Source organism: Aeribacillus sp. FSL M8-0235 (genome assembly GCF_038000355.1).
Taxonomy (GTDB): Bacteria; Bacillota; Bacilli; order Bacillales; family Aeribacillaceae; genus Aeribacillus; species Aeribacillus composti.
Genome location: NZ_JBBOBW010000001.1, coordinates 3764940 through 3788666, shown reverse-complemented (window position 1 = coordinate 3788666; position 23727 = coordinate 3764940). Strand labels below are relative to the sequence as shown.

Sequence of the window (23727 nt, the reverse complement as noted above, 5' to 3'; positions counted from 1 at the left end):
ACAAAAAGAGGAGTGGAAAATTCATGGGATTAACTGCTGGTATTGTTGGTCTTCCGAATGTTGGAAAATCAACGCTGTTTAATGCGATCACACAAGCGGGGGCCGAGAGTGCGAACTATCCGTTTTGCACCATTGATCCGAACGTAGGAATTGTTGAAGTGCCTGATTATCGCCTGCAAAAGCTTTCAGAATTATTTAAGCCGAAAAGAACGGTTCCGACAACATTTGAATTTACTGATATCGCAGGAATTGTCAAAGGGGCAAGCAAGGGAGAAGGCCTTGGCAATAAATTTTTGTCTCACATTCGCCAAGTGGATGCAATTTGCCATGTTGTTCGCTGTTTTGATGATGAAAATATTACGCATGTTGACGGAAAAGTGGATCCGATTGCAGATATTGAAACAATTAACATCGAGTTAATTTTGGCCGATTTGGAAACAGTTGATAAACGGATCGATCGCGTTGCCAAAATAGCAAAACAAAAAGACAAGCAAGCTATGTTTGAATATGAAATTTTAATGAAGTTAAAAGAAGCGTTTGAAAATGAAAAGCCCGCCCGTTCTGTTTCATTCACGGAAGAACAGATGAAATATGTAAAACAGCTTCATTTGCTCACCATTAAACCTGTACTTTATGTAGCAAATGTTAGTGAGGAAGATATATCCTCTGGAAGTAATGAATATGTGGAAAAAGTGCGCAAATATGTTGCTGCGGAAAATGCCGAAGTAATTGTCGTATGTGCAAAAATTGAATCTGAAATGGTCGAGCTTGATTCGGAAGAAAAAGAAATGTTTTTGCAGGAGCTTGGAATTCAAGAATCTGGTTTAGATCAATTAATTAAAGCATCTTACAGCTTGCTGGGACTCGCCACATATTTTACTGCTGGGGAACAAGAGGTTCGGGCATGGACGTTCCGCAAAGGAATGAAAGCACCTGAGTGCGCAGGCATCATTCATTCTGATTTTGAACGGGGATTTATTCGGGCCGAAACAGTTTCCTATACAGACTTAATTGAGGCAGGTTCGATGGCTGCTGCAAGAGAAGCTGGAAAGGTTCGATTGGAAGGAAAAGATTACGAGGTTCAAGACGGAGATATTATTCATTTTCGATTCAATGTCTAATGTTGCGGGATCAATAAAATTTTGCTATAATTTTGGTTTGTGAGTAATGATAATTACTCCTTGCCCGAATTGGGCCGTCAAGACCAAAAGGAGGTGTAAGAGAATGAGAAAATACGAAATTATGTATATTATCCGTCCAAACATTGAAGAGGATGCTAAAAAAGAGCTAGTTGAGCGTTTTAACGGCATTCTTGTGAACAATGGTGCGGAGATTACAGAGGTGAAGGAATGGGGAAAACGCCGTCTCGCTTATGAAATTAAAGACTTCCGAGATGGTATTTACATGATTTTAAACGTTCAAGCTTCACCTCAAGCGGTTGAAGAATTTAACCGTTTGGCAAGAATCAATGAAGATATTTTACGTCATATCATTGTTAAAGAAGAAGAGTAATTTGTTCCAATATACGTGTTAAAATGGTAATATCATCTTAAAAGACATTTTAGGAGTGGTTCTGAAATGATGAATCGTGTCGTTTTGGTCGGTCGGCTTACAAGAGATCCCGAATTACGATACACGCCCAGCGGTGTAGCCGTTGCAACCTTTACATTGGCAGTTAATCGGAATTTTACAAATCAACAAGGGGAACGCGAAGCAGATTTTATCAACTGTGTCGTTTGGCGTCGTCCTGCGGAAAACGTAGCCAATTATTTAAAGAAAGGCAGCCTTGCAGGTGTTGATGGCCGTCTTCAAACACGCAGCTATGAAGATCAAACGGGAAGACGAGTATTCGTAACAGAGGTTGTGGCGGACAGCGTTCAATTTTTAGAACCGAAGAGTGCTGCAGCCGGGAATAATACGGGATTTTTTGCAGGAAATCAAGGAAATGCAAATCCATATGGCAGTGCACCATTTGATCCAAACCGGAATAATCAGAACCACCAAAACTTTGACGACGATCCATTTGCTAATGATGGACAACCAATTGATATTTCAGATGATGATTTACCATTTTAACCGATTGTACGTCTAGAATAAATGCAAAGAAGGGAGGAGTTGTAATGGCTGGACGCAGAGGCCGCGGTAAACGCCGGAAAGTGTGCTATTTCACAGCAAACGGCATTACGCACATTGATTACAAAGATGTTGATTTGCTTAAAAAATTCATTTCTGAACGCGGAAAAATTTTGCCTCGCCGTGTAACAGGAACGAGTGCAAAATATCAACGGAAATTAACAGTTGCCATTAAACGGGCCCGTCAAATGGCATTGCTTCCTTATGTTGCAGATGATAAATAAGAAATTTCAAAGGCAGCAAGGTGAATCCCTTGTTGCTTTTTTCTTGTCCGTTAAATGAAACCATGATTTGATTGTTTAAAAAGTCTAGATTAAAATAATGGTATGAGTCTTGATTGAGGTGAGTCTGTGAAACGTACGAATGTTTTAACAGAAGGTGCTATATTCGTTGCTATTTATACCGTTTTTCTATTAATTACTTTATATGTTCCGATATTAAGCGTTATATCAATATTTTTCCTTTCGACGCCGTTTATTATTTTCGGTATCCGCCACGGAATCAAGCAGTCTTTTGTTTTATTATTAGCATCAATCGTGATGACATTTTTGGTCGGTTCCATCGTTTCGCTGCCGATTGGGCTCATGTTCAGTGTGACAGGTATCATAATGGCATACTTTTATCGTCAAAAACGGCAGCTGTTTGCGTTAATAGGCGGCACCATTTCATTGCTCATCAATTTCGTTCTTGATTATGCGTTATCAATTGTTTTTTTGGGCGTTGATCTTTTTAGTGATGTTATACAACAAACCAAGTCTTCAGTAAGGGAAACATTAGCCGCATTCCCTTCAATGGATGAAGAAATGAAAAAAACAATGATGGAGCAAATGAACGAGCAGTTTGATTTATTAATGAACTTGCTTCCGAGCATGTTTGTCATTGTGTCATTTATGTTAGCCGCGATTATACATATATTGAACATTGGAATTATAAAAAGATTAAAATTGAATGTTGGAACAATCACCCCTTTCCGCGACTGGAAATTTCCAAAAAGTATTATTTGGTATTATTTAATCGCCACTCTCCTTATGCTTATCAATTTGCCTAAAGAATCTTTCTTAAATATCGCGCTTTACAATATTGTGTTTGTTTTACAGGCTGTGCTTTTAATTCAAGGGTTTTCCTTTATTTTTTATTTTTGTCATGTGAAAAAACTTTCGAAAGCAGTGCCGGTATTAATTGTAATTGGAACATTTATTTTGCCAATTCTTCTTTATCCAGTACGAATATTGGGAATCATTGATTTAGGGTTTAATCTCCGCGAAAAAATACGTTAGGCCTTGGTTCGTTCTTTTTGCAAGGAGCTGAATAAAATGCCGAGTTTTTTTGAAAAACCTTTATTCTTTTACCCGTTATACGCACTCATCGGCGTAATAGCGGCAATGATCGGTTTTCTGTTATTTTATAATTGGGTGATTGGCTGTATTAGCGCAATCGTTGCAGGTTGTCTGTTGTTTTTTTTCTTTTATGCTGTTAAACGATTGAAATTAGAATTGGAACATTCTATTTCTGATTTAACGTTTCGTTTGAAAAAAGCTGGCGATGAAGTTTTTATGAAGATGCCGATTGGCATTATGCTTATCAACGATCAATTTGCCGTGGAATGGGTCAATCCATTTTTAGCTTCATATTTTAAGAACGACAAGCTGGTCGGTCGTCCTCTTGACGAAATTTCTGAAACATTAAAAGTGTTATTTCAAAAAGGGATAGATTCCGATATCGTGACTCTTCAAAACCGTAAATTTCGCGTCATTGTCAAAAAAGAAGAAAGGCTTCTTTATTTTTTTGATGAAACGGACCACACGGAACTAAAAAAGCAGTATGAAAGCGAACGGATTGTTTTAGCTTATATATTTTTAGATAATTATGATGAAATCGCACAAGGGCTCGACGATCAAAAGCGGAGCAATTTAAACAGTCTTGTGACATCCATATTAAATAAATGGGCAGTCGATAACGGTTTTTTTTTAAAAAGAGTTTCCTCTGAACGTTTTATTGCGGTTTTTAATGAAAAAATTTTGGCTGAGCTTGAAAAAACGAAATTTTCTATTTTAGATGAAGTCAGAGAAAAAGCGGTTATTCAAAATGTTTCTCTCACCTTAAGCATCGGGATTGGAGCCGGCATTAAAGATCTGTCTGAATTGGGGCATCTGGCGCAGTCGAGTCTAGATCTTGCTTTAGGCCGCGGAGGAGACCAAGTTGCTATTAAACGGGGAAATGGCAAGGTTAAATTTTACGGCGGACAAACAAATCCGATCGAAAAACGCACACGCGTTAGAGCTCGAGTGATTTCCCATGCATTAAAAGAAATCATTCGTGAAAGTGATAAAGTATTTATTATGGGTCATAAAAATCCTGACATGGATTCAATTGGTTCAGCAATAGGAATATTGAAGGTGGCGCAAATCAATCATAAAGAAGGTTTTATTGTTGTAAACCATGAAGAATTCGGCCAAGGACTTCAAAAGCTTGTGGAGGAAGTAAAGAAGGACGCTGAGTTATGGTCCAGATTCATCACTCCGGATGAAGCCCTGAATATTGCAACAGATCATTCTCTTCTCGTGATTCTAGATACGAATAAACCTTCAATGGTGGCTGAACAAAAATTGCTGAGCGAAATTGACCATGTAGTAGTCATTGACCATCATCGCAGGGGAGAAGAATTTATTCAAGATCCACTGCTTGTTTATATAGAACCTTATGCATCATCTACATCTGAACTTGTTACGGAAATTTTAGTATATCAGCCTGCAGAATTTAAAATGAGTACAATAGAGGCAACTGCATTGTTGGCAGGTATTACGGTAGATACAAAATGCTTCACGCTTCGAACAGGCTCTAGAACATTCGATGCGGCGTCTTATTTGCGATCAAAAGGAGCGGATACAATCCTTGTCCAAAAATTGTTGAAAGAGGATATTCAACAATTTGTTCAACGTGCCAAGTTCATTCAAAACACAGAGATTATGAATAATGGGGTTGCAATAGCAAAAGCAGATCGAGAAGATGAATATTACGATCAAGTGATCATTGCTCAGGCAGCTGACACTCTTTTATCAATGAACGGCGTATTGGCGTCGTTTGTCATTGCGAAGCGTGATGAACATACAGTCGGTATTAGTGCTAGATCATTGGGCGATTTTAATGTTCAATTAATAATGGAAGCACTTGGAGGTGGAGGGCATTTAACAAATGCCGCGACCCAGTTGGAGCATGTTACGATAAATGAAGCAGAAAAACGATTAAAAGAAGCTGTTCAACAATATTTAGAAGGGAGAAATGAAGAATGAAAGTAATTTTTTTACAAGATGTAAAGGGGAAAGGGAAAAAAGGTGAAGTAAAAAATGTAGCTGACGGCTATGCCCAAAATTATCTTTTTAAAAAAGGTTTGGCTGTTGAAGCGACGAGTGCCAATTTAAAACAGCTGGAAGCGCAAAAGAAAAAAGAAGAAAAAGAGGCAGCGGAAGAATTAGCGCAGGCAAAAAAATTAAAAGAACAGCTTGAAAAAATCACGGTTGAATTAAAAGCGAAAGCCGGTGAGGGCGGAAGATTATTTGGTTCTGTAACAAGCAAACAAATTGCTGATCAATTAAAAAAAGCACATAATATTCAAATCGATAAACGGAAGATTGATCTTCCAGATGCGATTCGTTCTTTAGGCTATACAAATGTTCCGATTAAGCTTCATTCGGAAGTGACGGCGACGTTAAAGGTACATGTTACAGAAGAATAATGGCAAGGAGCAATGTGGTATTATGGAAAGAAGTTGATCTTGAAGTAATGCCACATTTCTCTTTATACTTTTTGGAGAAAAAATTTATGTGTCCACGGTAAGGCGGTGATCATCTTGAATGATCTTCTGGTCAGTGATCGAATTCCACCACAAAATATAGAAGCAGAGCAGGCAGTGCTTGGGGCAATTTTTTTAGAACCTGAAGCGCTTATGTTAGCTTCCGAAATATTAGTTCCTGAAGATTTTTATCGATCCAGCCATCAAAAGATTTTTCAATCGATGTTGAGGCTTTCGGAAAAAGGAGAGCCCGTCGATTTAGTAACTGTGACAAAAGACTTGGCGGATGCGAAAATTTTGGAAGAGGTTGGCGGGGTTTCTTATTTAAGCGATTTAGCGGGATCCGTTCCTACAGCAGCAAATATCGAATATTATGCGAAAATTGTTGAAGAAAAATCGATATTGAGAAGACTTATACGAACAGCAACGGCTATAGCTCAAGAAGGCTATAATCGGGAAGACGATGTGGAAACACTTTTAACAGAAGCCGAAAAAAGCATCATGGAAGTGGCGCAGCGGAGAAAAGCCGGATTGTTTCAAAACATTAAAGATATTCTTGTTCGAACATACGATAAAATTGAAATGCTCCACAATCGCAAAGGGGAAATTACAGGAATTCCTACAGGCTTTTCCGAATTGGATCGTATGACGGCCGGCTTTCAGCGAAATGATTTAATTATCGTAGCGGCCCGCCCGTCTGTCGGTAAAACTGCATTTGCCTTAAACATCGCTCAAAATGTTGCGACGAAAACGGACGAAAATGTAGCGATTTTTAGCTTGGAAATGGGTGCGGAACAGCTTGTCATGCGTATGCTTTGCGCAGAAGGAAACATAGATGCCCAAAATTTGCGAACGGGAAATTTAACCCCGGATGATTGGGGAAAGTTGACGATGGCAATGGGGAGTTTATCAAATGCCGGCATTTATATTGATGATACACCTGGCATAAGAGTGAGTGATATTCGCGCCAAATGCAGACGGTTAAAACAGGAAAAGGGCCTTGGTTTAATTATCATAGATTATTTGCAATTAATTCAAGGAAGCGGGCGGAATCGGGAAAACCGCCAGCAGGAAGTTTCGGAAATATCAAGATCTCTTAAGGCTTTGGCACGTGAATTGGAAGTGCCGGTCATCGCATTATCCCAGCTATCACGAAGCGTCGAGCAGCGTCAAGATAAACGCCCGATGATGTCAGATATTCGGGAGTCCGGTAGTATTGAGCAGGATGCAGATATCGTCGCCTTTTTATACAGAGATGATTACTACAATACGGAATCAGAAAACAAAAATATTATTGAAATCATTATAGCCAAGCAGCGGAACGGCCCTGTAGGAACTGTTCAGCTTGCATTTGTAAAAGAATATAATAAATTTGTAAATCTTGAAAGAAGATATGAAGACGATCATATTCCTCCTGCTGTCTCTTGATGAGGCAGTTGTTTTTTGTAAGCATCTTATATAACACGAACAAAATATTTAATAATAAATTGAACGTTCGGATTTTATTGACTCTACTTGCTACAATTGGTAGAATAAACTTGTTTCTTTGTATTGGATTTTTGGTGAACACGGAGGTGCACACATGTCATCAGTTGTTGTTGTTGGTACACAATGGGGGGATGAAGGAAAAGGGAAAATAACCGATTTCCTTTCTCAAAATGCGGAAGTGATCGCCCGTTACCAAGGTGGAAACAATGCTGGCCATACAATCAAATTTAACGGTGAAACATATAAACTGCATTTAATCCCATCCGGTATTTTTTATCAAGATAAAATTTGTGTCATCGGAAACGGAATGGTTGTCGATCCTAAAGCGCTGGTAGAAGAGTTGAACGGTTTGCATAAACGGGGAATTCAAACAAATAATCTGCGAATTTCCAACCGCGCTCACGTCATTTTGCCTTATCATTTAAAATTGGATGAAGTGGAAGAAGAACGAAAAGGAGCCAACAAGATCGGGACGACGAAAAAAGGAATAGGTCCAGCCTATATGGATAAAGCAGCCCGTATTGGCATCCGCATCGCCGATTTATTGGATCGTGAAGTCTTTGAAGAAAAATTGAGAAGAAATTTAGAAGAAAAAAATCGCCTGTTTGAAAAAGTATACGAAGTTGAAGGATTTAAACTGGAAGAGATTTTAAATGAATACTACGAGTACGGCCAACAAATCAAACAATATGTATGCGACACATCTGTTGTGCTGAACGACGCGCTTGATGAAGGACGCCGTGTTTTATTTGAAGGCGCTCAAGGTGTTATGCTTGATATCGATCAAGGTACATATCCTTTTGTTACATCTTCCAATCCAGTAGCAGGCGGTGTGACAATTGGAGCAGGTGTAGGTCCTACGAAAATTAAACATGTTGTCGGCGTATCAAAAGCTTATACAACTCGTGTAGGAGACGGTCCGTTTCCGACAGAGCTCCACGATGAAATTGGCGATCAAATTCGTGAAGTTGGACGGGAATATGGCACAACAACAGGACGTCCGCGTCGAGTGGGCTGGTTTGACAGCGTTGTTGTTCGCCATGCGCGCCGGGTAAGCGGAATAACTGATTTATCTTTAAATTCCATCGATGTATTGACAGGAATCGAAACATTGAAAATATGCATCGCCTACAAATACAAAGGTGAAATTTTAGAAGAATTTCCAGCAAGTTTAAAAGTACTTGCACAGTGCGAACCTGTCTATGAGGAATTGCCGGGTTGGAAGGAAGACATTACGGGGGCAAAAAGCTTGGACGATCTTCCTGACAATGCACGCCATTATGTTGAACGGATTTCCCAGTTAACAGGTATCCCACTTTCCATCTTTTCAGTTGGTCCAGATCGTTCACAAACAAATGTTGTCCGCAGTGTATACAGTCCAATATAATAAACTTGGAGGGATCGGCTGTTCCCTCTTTTTTTTTGTGAAATTAAAAAAAATCGTTGTTTTGTCCCTCTAGAAATGATATTATTATACACGTCTTGAGAAAAATGAGCGTATTGGCTCAGAACTGTTCGCACAATGCATCCAACATCCTCGAAAAAGCTAGAAGAGGAAGGGACATCTGACAAATTTTAAAATGGATTAGAAGAAAAAAAATTTTATGAGCCATTAGCTCAGTCGGTAGAGCAACGAGCAAGGCTTCATCGAATAGGCGACGAGTTGTCCCGACGCATCTAACATCCTCGAAAAAGCCGGAAGAGGAAGGGACATCTGACAAATGAAAAATGGATTAGAAGAAAAAAAATTTTATGAGCCATTAGCTCAGTCGGTAGAGCAACGAGCAAAGCTTCATCGAATAAGCGACGAGTTGTCCCGACGCATCCATCATCCTCGAAAAATCAGGAAGAGGAAGGGACATCTGACAAATTTTAAAATGGATTAGAAGAAAAAAATTTTTATGAGCCATTAGCTCAGTAGGTAGAGCAACGAGCAAGGCTTCATCGAATAAGCGACGAGTTGTCCCGACGCATCCAACATCCTCGAAAAAGCTAGAAGAGGAAGGGACATCTGACAAATTTTAAAATGGATTAGAAGGAAAAAATTTTTTATGAGCCATTAGCTCAGTTGGTAGAGCATCTGACTTTTAATCAGAGGGTCGGAGGTTCGAATCCTCCATGGCTCACCATTACAATCGAGAAATATTATACAAGCTGCCTCACATTCGAGAATCCACATATATGAAAGGCTTGAGAGAGGGAAAAAGAGTTCGCATTCTTGAAAACTTTATACGGCTCGGTAGCTCAGTCGGTAGAGCAAAGGACTGAAAATCCTTGTGTCGGCGGTTCGATTCCGTCCCGAGCCACTTCATACGCACGGTTTATCCGTGCTATTTTTGGCTATAAGTAAGTTAAACCAAAATTGGTAACATTTGTGGTTGTAAATAGAAATTTGATTTCTCATCTCAAGCTGTTACAATAAGATAAAAATTGATATAATAGGTTTGATAGGAATTTACAGGGGTTTACTCTAAGTTCCAAAACCTATTGAATTTAAGACCTCTAGCAATAGCTAGGGGTTTTCTGCTTGTTTTTTCCATTTGTATTGAAAGTTGATGATGAGATGAATGTAATCGTGGTAAAGTAAAGTTAATAGATCAAAAGGGGAGAAAATGATGGAAAATAAAAAAATATTAGTTGTTGATGACGAAAAACCAATTGCAGATATATTAGAGTTTAATCTTAAAAAAGAAGGTTTTGATGTATACTGTGCTTATGATGGAACAAGCGCGATTGAAATGGTGGAAGAAATTAAACCTGACTTGATATTGTTAGATATTATGCTTCCCAGCAAGGATGGAATGGAAGTGTGCCGGGAAGTTCGAAAAAAATATGAAATGCCGATTATTATGTTGACTGCGAAAGATTCAGAAATCGATAAAGTGCTTGGTCTGGAGCTTGGTGCTGATGATTATGTGACAAAACCATTCAGCACAAGAGAGCTCTTGGCAAGGGTAAAGGCAAATTTACGAAGACAGCAAACAAATGCTGCAAGGGAAGCGGCTTCTGAACAGTCGGAAATTCAAATCGGCTCTCTCGTTATTCATCCTGATGCATATGTCGTTTCAAAACGGGGAGAAACGATCGAGCTTACTCATCGTGAGTTTGAATTGCTTCACTATTTAGCGAAGCACATTGGACAGGTCATGACCCGAGAGCATTTGCTGCAAACCGTTTGGGGATATGACTATTTCGGAGACGTCAGAACTGTAGATGTCACGGTTAGAAGACTTAGGGAAAAAATTGAAGACAACCCAAGCCATCCAATATGGATTGTGACAAGAAGAGGGGTAGGTTATTATTTGCGCAATCCTGAACAGGAGCAGTGAACATGTATAGCAGTCGAGTGAGTTTTTTACGTTCGATACATTTTAAAATTGTGCTGATCTATGTGCTTCTGATTATTTTGGCTATGCAAATCATCGGTATTTACTTCGTTAAGGAATTGGAATCTTCTCTTATAGAAAATTTTAAATCTTCCCTTTCGCAGCGGATTGATTTGCTGGCTTACCAGATTGAGCAAGCGATGACGAATGAAGAAGTGGACGAATCATTGAATATGGAAGATGAGATATCTGCTATTTTGCAAGATTTTAAACGGGAGGAAATTCATGAAGTTCGCGTAGTGGACCAAGATGCGCGTGTCATCGGGACATCTGATTACAACAAAGATGTGATCGGGAAAAGAACAACTGAAAATATGATTAAACGGACTTTAATCGTCGGTTCGCCTGAAAGCAATATTTTGCTTGATCCGCAAACGAAGCATCGAATGTACGTATCAGCGACTCCGATCGTCACAGATTATAAACGAGAAACAATTGGCGTTGTTTATGTCGTTGCCTCAATGGAGGAAGTTTTTTCACAATTGCGGACGATTAACAAAATTTTTGCAACAGGCACAGGGATGTCCCTTCTTATTACCGCGGCGCTAGGAATTTTTCTTGCCCGCACTATAACCCGTCCGTTGTCAGATATGAGAAGGCAAGCGTTGGAGCTGGCAAAAGGGAATTTTTCCAGAAAAGTAAAAGTGTATGGAGAAGATGAAATTGGACAGCTTGCATTAACATTCAATCATCTCACGGAAAAATTGGAGGAAGCACAGGAAACAACTGAAGAAGAGCGCAGAAAGCTGGCGTCTATTATTACTCATATGACAGAAGGTGTCATAGCCACAGATCGGCATGGAAAAGTAATTGTCATGAACAATCCGGCCCATGAAATGTTGAATGTTTCACGTGAAACAGCCTTAGGAAAATCAATTGTGGAGCTTTTAGATTTAACGGATGAATGTACTTTTGAAGATTTAGTGAACCAGCAAGAACCGATGCTGTTAGATTTCAGCACAGAGGAAAAACCGTATATATTACGAATCAGCTTTTCTACAATACAAATTGATGAAGATCATATTAACGGATTGATTGCAGTAGTTTACGATGTAACAGAGCAGGAACGAATCAACCAAGAGCGGCGTGAATTTGTCGCAAACGTTTCTCATGAGCTGCGGACGCCGCTTACTACAATGCGCAGTTACTTGGAAGCATTGGCGGAAGGAGCTTGGAAAGACGAAACGATCGCGCCAAAATTTTTACAAGTGACGCAAAATGAAACGGAGCGGATGATTAGGCTTGTTAATGACTTGCTCCAGCTATCAAAACTAGATAGTAAAGATTATCAATTAAATAAAGACATGGTGAATTTCACAGACTTTTTCCACAAAATTATTGATCGTTTTGAAATGTCTAAGCAGCAGCATGTCACATTTGTACGAAACATTCCGAAAAAAAGCCTTTATGTAGAAATTGAACCCGATAAAATTACGCAAGTGCTCGATAATATTATTTCCAATGCATTGAAATATTCTCCTGAAGGCGGAAAAATCTCTTTTCAAGTAAAAGAACAAGTTGACCATATTGAAGTCAGTGTAAAAGATGAAGGCATTGGAATTCCGAAAGAAAGTGTGAAAAAAATTTTTGAACGTTTTTATCGTGTTGATAAGGCTAGATCACGCAAAATGGGCGGAACCGGTCTTGGTCTTGCAATTGCAAAAGAGATGGTGGAAGCACACGGAGGAGAAATTTGGGTGGAAAGTGAAGAAGGAAAAGGCACGACTGTATTTTTCACATTGCCATATGAACAGAACCAAGAGGATGATTGGCTATGAACCGGGAAACGATAAAATCCATTATTTTAACATTTTTAGTGCTGACAAGTTTATTCTTCACCTGGAATATTTGGACATATCAGCCAAACTACGGGGAAATTTCGAACTCCAACTATATTGAAAACAACCCGTTAAGTAATGTAACAAAAAAGCCTTATGAAGTCGTGCAGCCGGATCATATTATGATTCATGAAAAAATAAAACATTACGCAACTTATGACGAAATCGTCATCGAAAGACTTTGGAAGGATATCCGTCAGTGGGAGCTAGAAGAATTCAAAAATATTTCTGGAGAGATTGAAAAGCAATATGGTTTTAATCAATGGATAAACAGGGAAATACATAATTCAACCCCTAACTTTGAAGTTATTTTTAACGACTCGATTCCGATGTCAGCCCTCTTATCAATAACCGACTGGACGGATGAAGAAGATTTCAATATAGAATTTGATCGGATTTACATTCCTCTGACAAACGAGAAAGCGAACCGAAAGCTTTATTTAGTCGACTACGAGCATAAATATGTAGTAGAAGCACAGGTGAAAACCGTTTTAAGCAATTTGTGGACGGAAGTGTATAAAGAAAAAGAAAACTTTGAAAGCTACGTGTTTTGGAACGGATTATTTTTGCCTGAAAAGCCGTTTCCGATTCATCGCCTTCAATATTTTACAAAATCAATGAGCGGTGAGCAGTTTAAAAATGCATTGTTTAATGATCCAAGTTATGTAAAACGGGATGTCAATGCTTCCGAATTTGTGTATACAGACAGCTCCCGTCAGCTTGTCATCAACGAAGATAAAGAAAGGGTTGTTTACGTTAATCCGACAATTGACCAGTCTTTAACGACGGAAAAAGGAAAATTGATCTTGCAGAGCATTGATTTTTTGAACAAACATGGCGGTTGGCTGTCAGGATTAAATGATTATCGCTTCGAAAAAACGGATCAAGAACAGAAAATTTATTTTCGTCTAACGGTTCGAAATTTGCCAGTATTTTCGTTCAGCGATTCGCATTATTCGATCACGACGATCATGCAAAGCTGGGGAAAGAATGATATTGCCTTATATCAGCGTCCGTTATTTTATTTGGATGGTTTTATCCGGGAAGATAAAACGACTTTACCTAAAGCAGCAGATATAATTGAAGCTATTAAGGATAATCCAAGCATTGAAGCCGACAAAATAAAACGTATTTTTCCCGCTTATGACATACAACAGTCGTCACGGCAAAATATCGTAAATTTGGAGCCGATATGGTGCATTGAACTCGAAAACGATAAATATCAAAGGCTGAATGTGAAAAAAGCGGGTAAAGGAGGGGAAGGTATTGGATTGGAGTAAAACGAAAACGGTGTTTATTATTGCCTTCCTGATCCTTGATATTTATTTAGCTTTTCAGTATGTTGAAAAAATCAAAAGCTCCAAATATGATATGATCACGAAAACGACGATTGAAGAGCAGTTTGCAGCGGAAAATATACAATTTGGGAAGCTTCCAAAAGAAGTAATAGAAGGTTCTTATATAACGGCAGAAAGCAAAATATTTAAGGAAGAAGAAATCGAACAACTGAAAAATCAAAAGCCGATGCTGCCTGATGAGGAGTTGACTCGTTCGGTAACAAAGCTTCGGATGAGTTTTGACAAACCGATTCCAATTGTAGGAGAAAGTATCGAAAATAAGATCAAGCAAATTTTAACAACACAAATCATTGCGGGCAGTCAATACAAGTTTTGGCGCTACAGCAAAGAAACAAGGGAAATTATTTGTCTGCAGGAATACAAAGGAAAAATTATTTTTCAAGATGTAAGTGATGGAATCGGTATGATTGTCTTTTATTTAAATGATAAAAATGAAATTGTGTCTTATCAGCAAACATTGCTAGAAGATATAAAAGAATTGGAGAAGCAGGAAATATTGCCTGCGATTAAAGCATTGGAAGCTCTTTATGAAAAAAATGATTTGAAATCTAACAGTAAAGTAACCGATGTAGAATACGGATATTACACACAATACCCGCTGTCGGAACAGCAAATTTTGGCTCCGACATGGCATGTAGTTGTCAATAAAACAGAAGATTATTATGTGAATGCATTGGAAGGTCAGGTCATTAAACCGGAGAAAGAGAATAATAATTTGGAGTGAGTGAAGGAAATGAGCCTTAATTTCAGTGTTCTTGCGAGCGGCAGCACAGGGAATGCCATTTATGTAGAAACAGATGAACATTCCCTGTTAATCGATGCAGGATTAAGTGGTAAACAAATGGAAAATTTGTTTCAAGAAATTCAACGGGACATAAAAAATTTAAGCGGTATATTAGTCACCCATGAGCATAGCGATCACATCAAGGGACTTGGAATTTTAGCGAGAAAATACGAAATTCCGATTTTCGCGAATGAAAAAACGTGGAAAGCAATGGAGAGAGAAATCGGCGAAATTCATTTAGAACAAAAGTTTACTTTTGAAATCGGCGAAACGAAATCGTTTGGAAGTTTAGAGGTTGAATCATTTGGCGTTTCCCATGATGCAGCAGAACCAATGTTTTTTGTGTTTCACCACCGTGGAAAAAAACTAGCGTTAATTACTGATACTGGATATGTAAGCGACAGAATGAAAGGGATCATACGCGGTGCAGATGTTTTTATTTTTGAAAGCAACCATGACGTAGAAATGCTGCGAATGTGCCGGTATCCTTGGAATGTAAAACGAAGAATTTTATCTGATGTTGGACATGTTTCAAATGAAGATGCTGCACTTGCTATGGCTGATGTCATTGGCGACAAGACGAAACGAATTTATTTGGCGCATTTAAGTAAAGAAAATAATATGAAAGAGCTCGCACGAATGTCTGTCCAGCAAGTATTAGAGAAAAAAGGATTCGTTGTCGGAGAACAATTTGAATTATATGATACAGATCCAAAGAAACCGACGCCTCTCGTAGCTGTTTAAATGTTTGAATTTCCCCATCGTTGGGTATGTTAATGTTGTCATATATTTTTCCTGCCAGCTCGCGTTATACTATAATAATGTAGATAAAATCATTCGTCATCGGAAAGGAATGATGAGGCGATGGGATATTATGATGATGATTTTGAACGGTATAATAACAGAAAACAAAGGGGAAACTGGGGCGGATCATTATTGGCTGGGTTAATCGGAGCCGTGTTAGGCGCGTTATTAGTTATTTTCTCCCTTCCAGCATTAGCACAATTTAATATTCTTCCATATGATCTGAACATCAGTCCAGAGCAAACTGAGGAAGGGGAAACAGGAAATGTCCAAGGGCCAGTCAAAACAGTAAATGTAAATGTGAATTCAGCAGTTACAGAAGCAGTCAATAAAGTGAGTGATGCGGTTGTCGGAGTCGTCAATATTCAGCAAGTAAGCTTCTGGGATCAAACACAAGAGGGAGAAGCAGGAACAGGATCAGGGGTCATCTACAAAAAGGAAGGCGATAAAGCCTATATTGTAACAAATCACCATGTTGTAGCCGGAGCGCATCAATTGGAAGTTGTATTAAACGACGAAACACGCATTCCCGCTGAACTTGTCGGCAGTGATCAGCTGATGGATTTAGCAGTATTGGTTGTGGATGCAAAGCATGTTAAGAAGGTTGCTGAATTCGGCAATTCGGACACAGTCAAACCGGGTGAGCCGGTGCTGGCAATCGGAAACCCGCTCGGCTTGCAATTTGCTGGGTCTGTTACACAAGGGATTATTTCCGGAACAGAACGGACCATTCCTGTTGATATTGATGAAAACGGAACAGTGGATTGGCAGGCGGAAGTGCTGCAGACGGATGCCGCAATTAATCCCGGAAACAGCGGCGGAGCACTTGTGAATTTAGACGGGAAAGTAATTGGAATTAATTCCATGAAAATTGCTGAATCCGCGGTGGAAGGAATCGGACTGTCTATCCCAATTAACATTGCAATTCCGATTATTAATGATCTTGAAAAATTCGGCGAAGTGAAGCGTCCATATATGGGAATCGGTCTTCAGTCTCTTGAAGACATCCCAAGCTATTATTGGGAAGAGGCATTAAATTTGCCAAAGGACGTTAAAAACGGCGTGATTGTGATGAGTGTTGAGCCGATGTCGCCAGCTCAACGCGCAGGTTTGAGAGAGAAGGACGTAATTATAGAGCTTGCTGGGAAAAAGGTTGAAAATGTTCTCCAGCTTCGAAAGCAGCTATACAGCCAAAAGGTTGGAAGCACAGTGGAAGTAAAATTCTATCGAAATGGCGAGTTGAAAACAGTGAAGCTGAAGCTCGTTGAACAAAAATCTTTTTAAAGAACAGGAAGGCGGAATCAGCTTTCCTGTTTTCATTATGGGGTAGGAGGATTATAAATGTATTGCTGCGAGGATCATATTCAAAAAATTGAATTTAATCACAGCTTATCCACAACCTGTGAATTGTGCAAAAAAACCGCAGTATATATAGTTGGGAACTGATTTTCGGACACGAAATATAGAGGTATTCATCCACAATTGTGGATAAAATCTGTGGAATATTTGTTATTTTGTGTGGGAAATAGTTATCAACATGTTGATAAAATAAAAAAGGGGAAATATGAAAGTTGAACATTCAAATTATAGCGATTGGGAAGCTGAAGGAAAAATATTTAAAGCAGGGAATCGACGAATATTTAAAGCGTCTTTCATCGTACGCAAAAGTTGACATCATTGAACTTCCTGATGAAAAGGCTCCTGAACAAATAAGCCCGCAGGAAATGGAACTAATCAAAAACAAAGAAGGCGAACGAATTTTAGCCAAAATCCCGTCCGATGCATACGTCATCGCCCTTGCCATTGAAGGCAAGATGAAATCCTCGGAAGAGTTCGCACATAGTATAGATAAACTGGCCACATACGGAAAAAGCAAAATCGCCTTTATCATTGGCGGATCGCTCGGACTGAGCAAAGAGGTAATGAAACGGGCAGACGAAGCCCTCTCCTTTTCCAAAATGACCTTCCCCCACCAGCTCATGCGTCTAATTTTGCTCGAACAAATCTATCGGGCATTTCGGATTATGAGGGGGGAACCGTACCATAAGTGAATAGCGGTTTTTGGAGATAGCTTAGTAGATGGATTTTGGAGAAATGCCACTGTGAAGGACAAAAATAATCTAATAAAATTTGTAAATGTCATTCATAGAGGCGATGAAGTCCAAAAAGAAGCAATTGTATATGCTAAATGTCCGTCATAAAACTATTGAAGAACATAATTAAGAAAGAGAGCATAAGAAAAGTCCTTCATAAGACTCCTGAAGGACATAAACAAGATAGGAAACATAGGAAAAGGGGCTGTCTAATAAGTCGATTTTCCGGCTTATAGACGCCCCTTTAATGTTTTAGAAACGTTGATATATCAATGCTTATGATGTTTCGTTTTCAATGGATTTTGACTTTCTGGACAACCCCAAAATAAGAATAATACAGTCTAACTAAAGGATAGATCTTCTACTTATTACTCATAATAAGTCCATTGACGAACTCCTACTTGATTAAAATTATTGTTTAGAATTCTTCTGATTCTTTTTTTAGATGGTACCATTTGACACCATTCATGAATTGCATTCGTAGTAATCCGATGATCTGGAAAAAGAAGCTTAAATTCCTTCACACTCCGCATTACGGAAGCTGTAACTAATTCTTCGTGTCTACATTCCTTACATACACATTTTCTTCCTTCGATGTAGATAGAAAAAGACTTGCATTGAACACAGGTGATTCCTTTTCGTACCTGTTCATAATCATATGATGGTAACTGTTGATAAGGCGATTCAGTTATATGCAAGGAAATAAGCTTATCCGCTAGCTTCTTGTGTTTTCTATTTAACTTTGAAGGTTTGGTATTTAGTTTGTCCAAATATTGGTCTAGCTGAGTAGGAAAAATAAATGGTTTATCGAGAGGTGCTTGATATAGGGTAAAATTAGGATTGATAAAAACAACCGAAGCATCAATTTGAGGATTAAAACCAAGATTAAGGAGTAGCTGGCGTAATAAATAATTACTTCTATTCAATTGATGAAGAGGATTAATAATTTCGGATTTGGTTATTTTAAACAACATATCTGATTCGTGATAATAATCCCCTTCATAATTTTTGACCTCAAATAAATAATTTTTCTCTGAAGTTATAATTAAAGAATCAATTTGGAAGTTGGTATTATTTATATTTAGTAGTAAGTCATTTAAAATAATGCATTCACATTGAAGTTTCTCTGTTAAGGCATCAAATAAAACTTCCCCTTCATAATCCATTCGAGTGTTCAAAAGCTCCATAATCAACAATTCTTTAGACTTAGTTCGAGCTTTATAAAGCATAGTCTACGTCCTTTCATTTAATGGAATTGGTTATATGTTGTTGAGTTGATTATCAATAATGCGAGAAGACTATGTATGGAAAAAAAACAAGTGCAGAGTATTGCAACGAAAAATAAGATTTGATTGTATATGATTCATTTGAATAGTTTAATCGCTCTAATCGCTCAACTATACCAGCATATCGAATTGCGCTTGGCCCCATATCAACACCTCTGCGCATTTAACCTAAATCCATTGGAACCCCTATTATTGATATATTTTTTTTCTTCAATTTTTAAATTCCCCTTTTAAATTCTACTCTAACTATAAGCATAAAAGTTATTTCTAAATGGTTCAACTTAACAATAAAGTGTATAAATATTTATTATGTCTTTTACTCAAAAACGAAAAATATTTAAGTTTTTGAGTAAAGGACATTTACTTTTTTTGGTTAATCAGTATAATCTAGGTATACATCACATTTATGGGTCTTACAGGAGGGATTAGATGGCTAAAAAAGTTAATTGGTATGTTTCTTGTTCACCTAGAAGTCCAGAAAAAATTCAGCCTGAGTTAAAAGTACTAGCAAATTTTGAGGGAAGTTATTGGAAAGGGGTAAAAGGGTATAAAGCACAAGAGGCATTTGCTAAAGAACTTGCTGCTTTACCACAATTCTTAGGTACTACTTATAAAAAAGAAGCTGCATTTTCTACTCGAGACAGAGTGGCACCAATGAAAACTTATGGTTTCGTATTTGTAGATGAAGAAGGTTATCTTCGTATAACTGAAGCAGGGAAAATGCTTGCAAATAACCGAAGACCCAAAGATGTTTTCTTAAAACAGTTAGTAAAGTGGCAATATCCATCGTTTCAACACAAAGGTAAGGAATATCCCGAGGAGGAATGGAGTATAAATCCTCTTGTATTTGTTCTTAGCTTACTAAAAAAGGTAGGCGGCCTCAGTAAATTAGATATTGCTATGTTCTGTTTAACAGCAACAAATAATAATCAGGTGGATGAAATTGCAGAGGAAATAATGCAGTTCCGTAATGAACGTGAAAAAATAAAAGGACAAAATAAGAAACTTGAGTTTACTGAGAATTACTTTTTTAAAAGATTCGAAAAGATTTATGGAAATGTAGGTAAAATTCGTGAAGGGAAATCTGACTCTTCACATAAGTCAAAAATTGAAACTAAAATGAGAAATGCACGAGATGTGGCAGATGCAACCACAAGATATTTTCGATATACAGGTCTATTTGTTGCAAGAGGGAATCAACTCGTCTTAAATCCAGAAAAATCTGATTTAATTGATGAAATTATCAGTTCATCAAAAGTTGTAAAGAACTATACGAGAGTAGAGGAATTTCATGAATATTATGGAAATCCGAGTTTACCACAGTTTTCATTTGAGACAAAAGAACAACTTTTAGATCTAGCCCATAGAATACGAGATGAAAATACCAGACTAGCTGAGCAATTAGTAGAACATTTTCCAAATGTTAAAGTTGAAATACAAGTCCTTGAAGACATTTATAATTCTCTTAATAAAAAAGTTGATGTAGAAACATTAAAAGATGTTATTTACCATGCTAAGGAATTACAGCTAGAACTCAAAAAGAAAAAGTTACAAGCAGATTTTAATGACCCACGTCAACTTGAAGAAGTCATTGACCTTCTTGAGGTATATCATGAGAAAAAGAATGTGATTGAAGAGAAAATTAAAGCTCGCTTCATTGCAAATAAAAATACTGTATTTGAATGGCTTACGTGGAATGGCTTCATTATTCTTGGAAATGCTTTAGAATATAAAAACAACTTCGTTATTGATGAAGAGTTACAACCAGTTACTCATGCCGCAGGTAACCAGCCTGATATGGAAATTATATATGAAGACTTTATTGTTCTTGGTGAAGTAACAACTTCTAAGGGAGCAACCCAGTTTAAGATGGAATCAGAACCAGTAACAAGGCATTATTTAAACAAGAAAAAAGAATTAGAAAAGCAAGGAGTAGAGAAAGAACTATATTGTTTATTCATTGCGCCAGAAATCAATAAGAATACTTTTGAGGAGTTTATGAAATACAATATTGTTCAAAACACAAGAATTATCCCTCTCTCATTAAAACAGTTTAACATGCTCCTAATGGTACAGAAGAAATTAATTGAAAAAGGAAGAAGGTTATCTTCTTATGATATTAAGAATCTGATGGTCTCATTATATCGAACAACTATAGAGTGTGAAAGAAAATATACTCAAATTAAAGCTGGTTTAGAAGAAACTTTAAATAATTGGGTTGTTGACAAGGAGGTAAGGTTTTAAAATGCAAGATATTCTGGACTTTTATGAAGAAGTTGAAAAAACGATAAATCCTCCAAATTACTTCGAGTGGAACACATATAGAGTTTTTAAAAAACTAGGTTCCTATAAGAATCTAGTCCCAAACTTTAAGCTTGATGATTCAGGTCATCCAATTGGTAATGCCATACCAGGTGTTGAAGATATATTAGTTGAATATGAGCATTTTTCAATTTTAATTGAATGTTCCCTCACGATAGGGGAAAAGCAACTAGATTATGAAGGGGATTCAGTCGTCAGGCACCTACAAGAATATAAAAAAAAAGGAATAGAAGCATATACTCTTTTCTTAGGAAAAAGTATTGATCTTTCTTTTGCAAGACATATAGGTTTTAACAAGGAATCAGAACCTGTAATTCCATTAACAGTAGACCAGTTTAAAAAGCTAGTTACACAGCTGAAAGGTGATGGAGAACACTTTAATCCTAATAAACTAAAAGAAATACTGATAAAATTATTACGAAGTGACTTAGGATATGATCAAGCTGAAGAATGGCTAACTTTCATTGAGTACAATTTAAAATGAAATTGAAAAAGGAACAATGCCAGTTCATTGTTCCTTTAACTAATGAATAAGTTCAAGTTGCTCATATTTTTCTTCTTTATTTTTTCGTACATAATCATAGTTCTTGATTATATAATGCTTTGCTTCATTCTTAAATCTATTTCTAATGTTTACAGAATAGCTTTTATGATATTCATCAACGATATAATCTTTATATAGTTCGGTAGTTAATTCCGTTTTACTAATGATCATTAGTGCACGGCACTTTAAGTTTTTAAACTCTTCAGCAAGCCTACGATGTTCCCTCTCGTCGAAATCACCTGTAAACTCCATATTTCCATAATCACTAAAAATACAATCATATGGAGGATCAAGAAACATGAAGTCATTTGGTTTTGCCATCTTAAAAATTTCAGAAAAATCTTTATTATATATTTCTGTTTTTTGAAGCAGGTTATGGTGTTGTTTAGTAATGATTTTTGTATTAAAGTTTTTGTATCTTCCAAAAGGAACGTTATATTCTCCTTTACTGTTATACCTTATCATCCCACTATAAGCAGTTTTATTTATAAAATAATAAATTACTGCGTCTAGCCATTTTCCTGATGGATAGTTAAATTCGTTCCTTAGCTCATAATATAGTTCTTCATTTTTATTTTCCACTCTGACACCAGCAGGAGCAAGAGCTTTTTTTTCCTCATATTCCTTTTGGTTTTTTTCATATATTTCCTGTAGTTCGTTTAATTGTTTAGTTACCTCATCAAAATTGTGCTTTAATTGAAGATAGAACTTATAAAGCTTAGAATTAATATCATTGATAACTGATTTTTCATGTTCTAAATGGAAGAATACAGCACCACCCCCGACAAAGGGTTCAAAGTAGGTTTCGATATCATTGGGTATATGGTCAATAAAGAAAGGAATTTCTGCTTTTTTTCCACCACGATATTTTAAAATAGGTTTCATCTAATAACCTCCAATTTAATAGTAGCTTGTCTACTACATTATACTAATTTAACATAACTATGATCCACAGGAAAGGAACAAATGTTCTGTTGTATAAAGGGAATTATTTGAAATAAATTAAAAGTAAGCGTCAAATAAAGTCTCAACCGTGATTAAAGATGATTTGTTGACCTGCATCCCGAATAGCCCGAGGTTTTACCTAATAACGCCTCTAGGTAATGGTCTAAATTCGTAATCATTTGATTTCGTTCATAAGAACTCGGATGTTCAGCGATTACTTGATTCCTCGTTTGATAAAAAATTCAAACTTGATCCTTATTCGGGAGTCGGGAAAATAGATTATTCAGCTCTAGGTGTAGAAGTTATCTCTACAGATAACAAAGGATCCTACTCAACATTTTCAGGAACGTCTTTCGCTACTGCATATGCCACTAGTGTTATTGCAGCAATCCTGAATAGAAGCGACTCAAAATATAATGCCAGCACCATCAAAGAAGAACTCTCCAATTATGTTGTGAAGTTAGGTGACAAAGTACAATTTGGAGAAGGTTTTCTAACATTACAAAAAGAAAGGGTAGAGGAAATTCTAAATGAAAAAGATGAAAAAGAAATTAATTAAATTATTAGTTGCTACATTTTTGTTTATTAATATTGCTGGAGTTGCTCCGGTTGCATTTGCGGAAGAAATAACCAATTTCCAAATACAGAAGAAATTTTTGAAAGTACAGAACAAATTGATGTAAGTATTGATGAAACAGTTGAAGTAGTTTCAAGTGATGATGATACAACAGTATATAAAGTATCCGCAGAAGAATTAGAAATTAACAATGACACCTTTGAGATGGTAGTATGTTTTCTACAAGAAAAAAATACAGTGCTTTATCAAAATTTTGAATAAATATACATATATGTGATCTATCCATCAAGGGCTTGACATGGATCCTCTGTAGCCATGATTCTTTAGCCAACAGTTTTGGCAAAACCAAAAAAGGTTATCATGGCTCCTCCTCCATGTA

The 23727-nt window shown here is 37.3% G+C and carries 22 protein-coding genes and 2 tRNA genes; 22 read left to right on the top strand and 2 right to left on the bottom strand.

Annotation, left to right across the window (positions count from 1 at the left end; genetic code table 11):
- Positions 1 to 23 precede the first annotated feature (23 nt).
- The 18 genes from ychF to rlmH all read left to right on the top strand — a co-directional run bounded on the left by ychF (position 24) and on the right by rlmH (position 17632).
- Positions 24 to 1121 carry a redox-regulated ATPase YchF gene (gene ychF / locus NSQ71_RS18350; protein WP_063387759.1) on the top strand — a complete coding sequence of 366 codons (1098 nt, stop codon included), beginning with the start codon at positions 24 to 26 and terminating at the stop codon, positions 1119 to 1121.
- A gap of 103 nt (positions 1122 to 1224) precedes the next feature.
- The gene (gene rpsF / locus NSQ71_RS18345) at positions 1225 to 1512 is read left to right on the top strand and encodes a 30S ribosomal protein S6 (protein ID WP_063387760.1); all 288 of its coding nucleotides are present in this window, start codon (positions 1225 to 1227) and stop codon (positions 1510 to 1512) included.
- 66 nt (positions 1513 to 1578) lie between these two features.
- Complete coding sequence (gene ssb, locus NSQ71_RS18340; protein WP_094244812.1) at positions 1579 to 2076, top strand: single-stranded DNA-binding protein; 498 nt, start codon at positions 1579 to 1581, stop codon at positions 2074 to 2076.
- Between the two features lie 44 nt (positions 2077 to 2120).
- Positions 2121 to 2357 carry a 30S ribosomal protein S18 gene (rpsR, locus tag NSQ71_RS18335; RefSeq protein WP_044748995.1) on the top strand — a complete coding sequence of 79 codons (237 nt, stop codon included), beginning with the start codon at positions 2121 to 2123 and terminating at the stop codon, positions 2355 to 2357.
- A 126-nt stretch (positions 2358 to 2483) separates the two neighbouring features.
- Positions 2484 to 3410, top strand: coding sequence for a YybS family protein (locus NSQ71_RS18330; protein ID WP_339198164.1), 927 nt, complete (start codon positions 2484 to 2486; stop codon positions 3408 to 3410).
- Between the two features lie 36 nt (positions 3411 to 3446).
- Entirely contained in the window at positions 3447 to 5423 is a 1977-nt protein-coding gene (locus NSQ71_RS18325) for a DHH family phosphoesterase (protein WP_339198162.1), read from the top strand.
- Entirely contained in the window at positions 5420 to 5866 is a 447-nt protein-coding gene (gene rplI, locus NSQ71_RS18320; RefSeq protein ID WP_063387764.1) for a 50S ribosomal protein L9, read from the top strand. The genes NSQ71_RS18325 and rplI overlap by 4 nt, the downstream gene beginning before the upstream one ends.
- Positions 5867 to 5980: 114 nt before the next feature.
- Positions 5981 to 7351: a replicative DNA helicase gene (gene dnaB / locus NSQ71_RS18315; RefSeq protein ID WP_063387765.1), complete on the top strand. Its 1371-nt coding sequence runs from the start codon at positions 5981 to 5983 to the stop codon at positions 7349 to 7351.
- A gap of 154 nt (positions 7352 to 7505) precedes the next feature.
- Entirely contained in the window at positions 7506 to 8798 is a 1293-nt protein-coding gene (locus NSQ71_RS18310) for an adenylosuccinate synthase (protein WP_063387766.1), read from the top strand.
- 666 nt (positions 8799 to 9464) lie between these two features.
- A tRNA-Lys gene (locus NSQ71_RS18305) sits at positions 9465 to 9540 on the top strand.
- Positions 9541 to 9644: 104 nt separating this feature from the next.
- Positions 9645 to 9717 (top strand) — tRNA-Phe (locus tag NSQ71_RS18300).
- Positions 9718 to 10026: 309 nt separating this feature from the next.
- Entirely contained in the window at positions 10027 to 10740 is a 714-nt protein-coding gene (gene yycF, locus NSQ71_RS18295) for a response regulator YycF (RefSeq protein WP_063387767.1), read from the top strand.
- A gap of 2 nt (positions 10741 to 10742) precedes the next feature.
- The gene (gene walK / locus NSQ71_RS18290; protein ID WP_340734384.1) at positions 10743 to 12575 is read left to right on the top strand and encodes a cell wall metabolism sensor histidine kinase WalK; all 1833 of its coding nucleotides are present in this window, start codon (positions 10743 to 10745) and stop codon (positions 12573 to 12575) included.
- The gene (locus NSQ71_RS18285) at positions 12572 to 13915 is read left to right on the top strand and encodes a YycH family regulatory protein (protein WP_339193711.1); all 1344 of its coding nucleotides are present in this window, start codon (positions 12572 to 12574) and stop codon (positions 13913 to 13915) included. Before walK ends, NSQ71_RS18285 begins: the two co-directional genes overlap by 4 nt.
- The gene (locus NSQ71_RS18280; protein WP_094244808.1) at positions 13902 to 14717 is read left to right on the top strand and encodes a two-component system regulatory protein YycI; all 816 of its coding nucleotides are present in this window, start codon (positions 13902 to 13904) and stop codon (positions 14715 to 14717) included. Before NSQ71_RS18285 ends, NSQ71_RS18280 begins: the two co-directional genes overlap by 14 nt.
- Positions 14718 to 14726: 9 nt before the next feature.
- Positions 14727 to 15521 (top strand): MBL fold metallo-hydrolase, encoded by a 795-nt coding sequence (locus NSQ71_RS18275; protein ID WP_130158225.1) that lies wholly within the window; start codon positions 14727 to 14729, stop codon positions 15519 to 15521.
- A 120-nt stretch (positions 15522 to 15641) separates the two neighbouring features.
- A complete protein-coding gene (locus NSQ71_RS18270; RefSeq protein ID WP_340734383.1) occupies positions 15642 to 16865 on the top strand; it encodes a S1C family serine protease in 1224 nt (407 codons plus the stop codon).
- Between the two features lie 287 nt (positions 16866 to 17152).
- Positions 17153 to 17632 carry a 23S rRNA (pseudouridine(1915)-N(3))-methyltransferase RlmH gene (gene rlmH / locus NSQ71_RS18265; protein WP_340734382.1) on the top strand — a complete coding sequence of 160 codons (480 nt, stop codon included), beginning with the start codon at positions 17153 to 17155 and terminating at the stop codon, positions 17630 to 17632.
- A gap of 410 nt (positions 17633 to 18042) precedes the next feature.
- On the opposite strand, the gene NSQ71_RS18260 is transcribed toward rlmH, so the two are convergent.
- The gene (locus tag NSQ71_RS18260; protein ID WP_144598406.1) at positions 18043 to 18903 is read right to left on the bottom strand and encodes a nuclease-related domain-containing protein; all 861 of its coding nucleotides are present in this window, start codon (positions 18901 to 18903) and stop codon (positions 18043 to 18045) included.
- A 486-nt stretch (positions 18904 to 19389) separates the two neighbouring features.
- Between NSQ71_RS18260 and NSQ71_RS18250 the strand changes: the two genes are divergently transcribed.
- Both NSQ71_RS18250 and NSQ71_RS18245 read left to right on the top strand, forming a co-directional pair.
- A complete protein-coding gene (locus tag NSQ71_RS18250) occupies positions 19390 to 21204 on the top strand; it encodes an AlwI family type II restriction endonuclease (protein WP_339198145.1) in 1815 nt (604 codons plus the stop codon).
- Position 21205: 1 nt separating this feature from the next.
- Positions 21206 to 21766, top strand: coding sequence for an AlwI family type II restriction endonuclease (locus NSQ71_RS18245; RefSeq protein ID WP_144598408.1), 561 nt, complete (start codon positions 21206 to 21208; stop codon positions 21764 to 21766).
- 39 nt (positions 21767 to 21805) lie between these two features.
- On the opposite strand, the gene NSQ71_RS18240 is transcribed toward NSQ71_RS18245, so the two are convergent.
- Positions 21806 to 22711, bottom strand: a complete 906-nt coding sequence (locus NSQ71_RS18240) for a DNA adenine methylase (RefSeq protein ID WP_339198141.1) — start codon at positions 22709 to 22711, stop codon at positions 21806 to 21808.
- Between the two features lie 334 nt (positions 22712 to 23045).
- Between NSQ71_RS18240 and NSQ71_RS18235 the strand changes: the two genes are divergently transcribed.
- Together NSQ71_RS18235 and NSQ71_RS18230 are read left to right on the top strand one after the other, a co-directional pair.
- Entirely contained in the window at positions 23046 to 23330 is a 285-nt protein-coding gene (locus tag NSQ71_RS18235) for a S8 family serine peptidase (protein WP_339200062.1), read from the top strand.
- Positions 23302 to 23454, top strand: a complete 153-nt coding sequence (locus NSQ71_RS18230; protein WP_340734381.1) for a hypothetical protein — start codon at positions 23302 to 23304, stop codon at positions 23452 to 23454. Before NSQ71_RS18235 ends, NSQ71_RS18230 begins: the two co-directional genes overlap by 29 nt.
- The last annotated feature ends 273 nt before the right edge of the window (positions 23455 to 23727 follow it).

Excerpts from the sequence above, each read along its gene's own strand:
- rplI (WP_063387764.1), top strand. The coding sequence starts at position 5,420 with ATGAAAGTAATTTTTTTACAAGATGTAAAGGGGAAAGGGAAAAAAGGT.
- NSQ71_RS18275 (WP_130158225.1), top strand. The coding sequence starts at position 14,727 with ATGAGCCTTAATTTCAGTGTTCTTGCGAGCGGCAGCACAGGGAATGCC.
- NSQ71_RS18310 (WP_063387766.1), top strand. The coding sequence starts at position 7,506 with ATGTCATCAGTTGTTGTTGTTGGTACACAATGGGGGGATGAAGGAAAA.
- rpsR (WP_044748995.1), top strand. The coding sequence starts at position 2,121 with ATGGCTGGACGCAGAGGCCGCGGTAAACGCCGGAAAGTGTGCTATTTC.
- walK (WP_340734384.1), top strand. The coding sequence starts at position 10,743 with ATGTATAGCAGTCGAGTGAGTTTTTTACGTTCGATACATTTTAAAATT.
- NSQ71_RS18325 (WP_339198162.1), top strand. The coding sequence starts at position 3,447 with ATGCCGAGTTTTTTTGAAAAACCTTTATTCTTTTACCCGTTATACGCA.
- ssb (WP_094244812.1), top strand. The coding sequence starts at position 1,579 with ATGATGAATCGTGTCGTTTTGGTCGGTCGGCTTACAAGAGATCCCGAA.
- NSQ71_RS18260 (WP_144598406.1), bottom strand. The coding sequence starts at position 18,903 with ATGCTTTATAAAGCTCGAACTAAGTCTAAAGAATTGTTGATTATGGAG.
- rpsF (WP_063387760.1), top strand. The coding sequence starts at position 1,225 with ATGAGAAAATACGAAATTATGTATATTATCCGTCCAAACATTGAAGAG.
- NSQ71_RS18240 (WP_339198141.1), bottom strand. The coding sequence starts at position 22,711 with ATGAAACCTATTTTAAAATATCGTGGTGGAAAAAAAGCAGAAATTCCT.
- NSQ71_RS18230 (WP_340734381.1), top strand. The coding sequence starts at position 23,302 with ATGAAAAAGATGAAAAAGAAATTAATTAAATTATTAGTTGCTACATTT.
- NSQ71_RS18285 (WP_339193711.1), top strand. The coding sequence starts at position 12,572 with ATGAACCGGGAAACGATAAAATCCATTATTTTAACATTTTTAGTGCTG.
- yycF (WP_063387767.1), top strand. The coding sequence starts at position 10,027 with ATGGAAAATAAAAAAATATTAGTTGTTGATGACGAAAAACCAATTGCA.
- NSQ71_RS18270 (WP_340734383.1), top strand. The coding sequence starts at position 15,642 with ATGGGATATTATGATGATGATTTTGAACGGTATAATAACAGAAAACAA.
- NSQ71_RS18245 (WP_144598408.1), top strand. The coding sequence starts at position 21,206 with ATGCAAGATATTCTGGACTTTTATGAAGAAGTTGAAAAAACGATAAAT.
- ychF (WP_063387759.1), top strand. The coding sequence starts at position 24 with ATGGGATTAACTGCTGGTATTGTTGGTCTTCCGAATGTTGGAAAATCA.
- NSQ71_RS18250 (WP_339198145.1), top strand. The coding sequence starts at position 19,390 with ATGGCTAAAAAAGTTAATTGGTATGTTTCTTGTTCACCTAGAAGTCCA.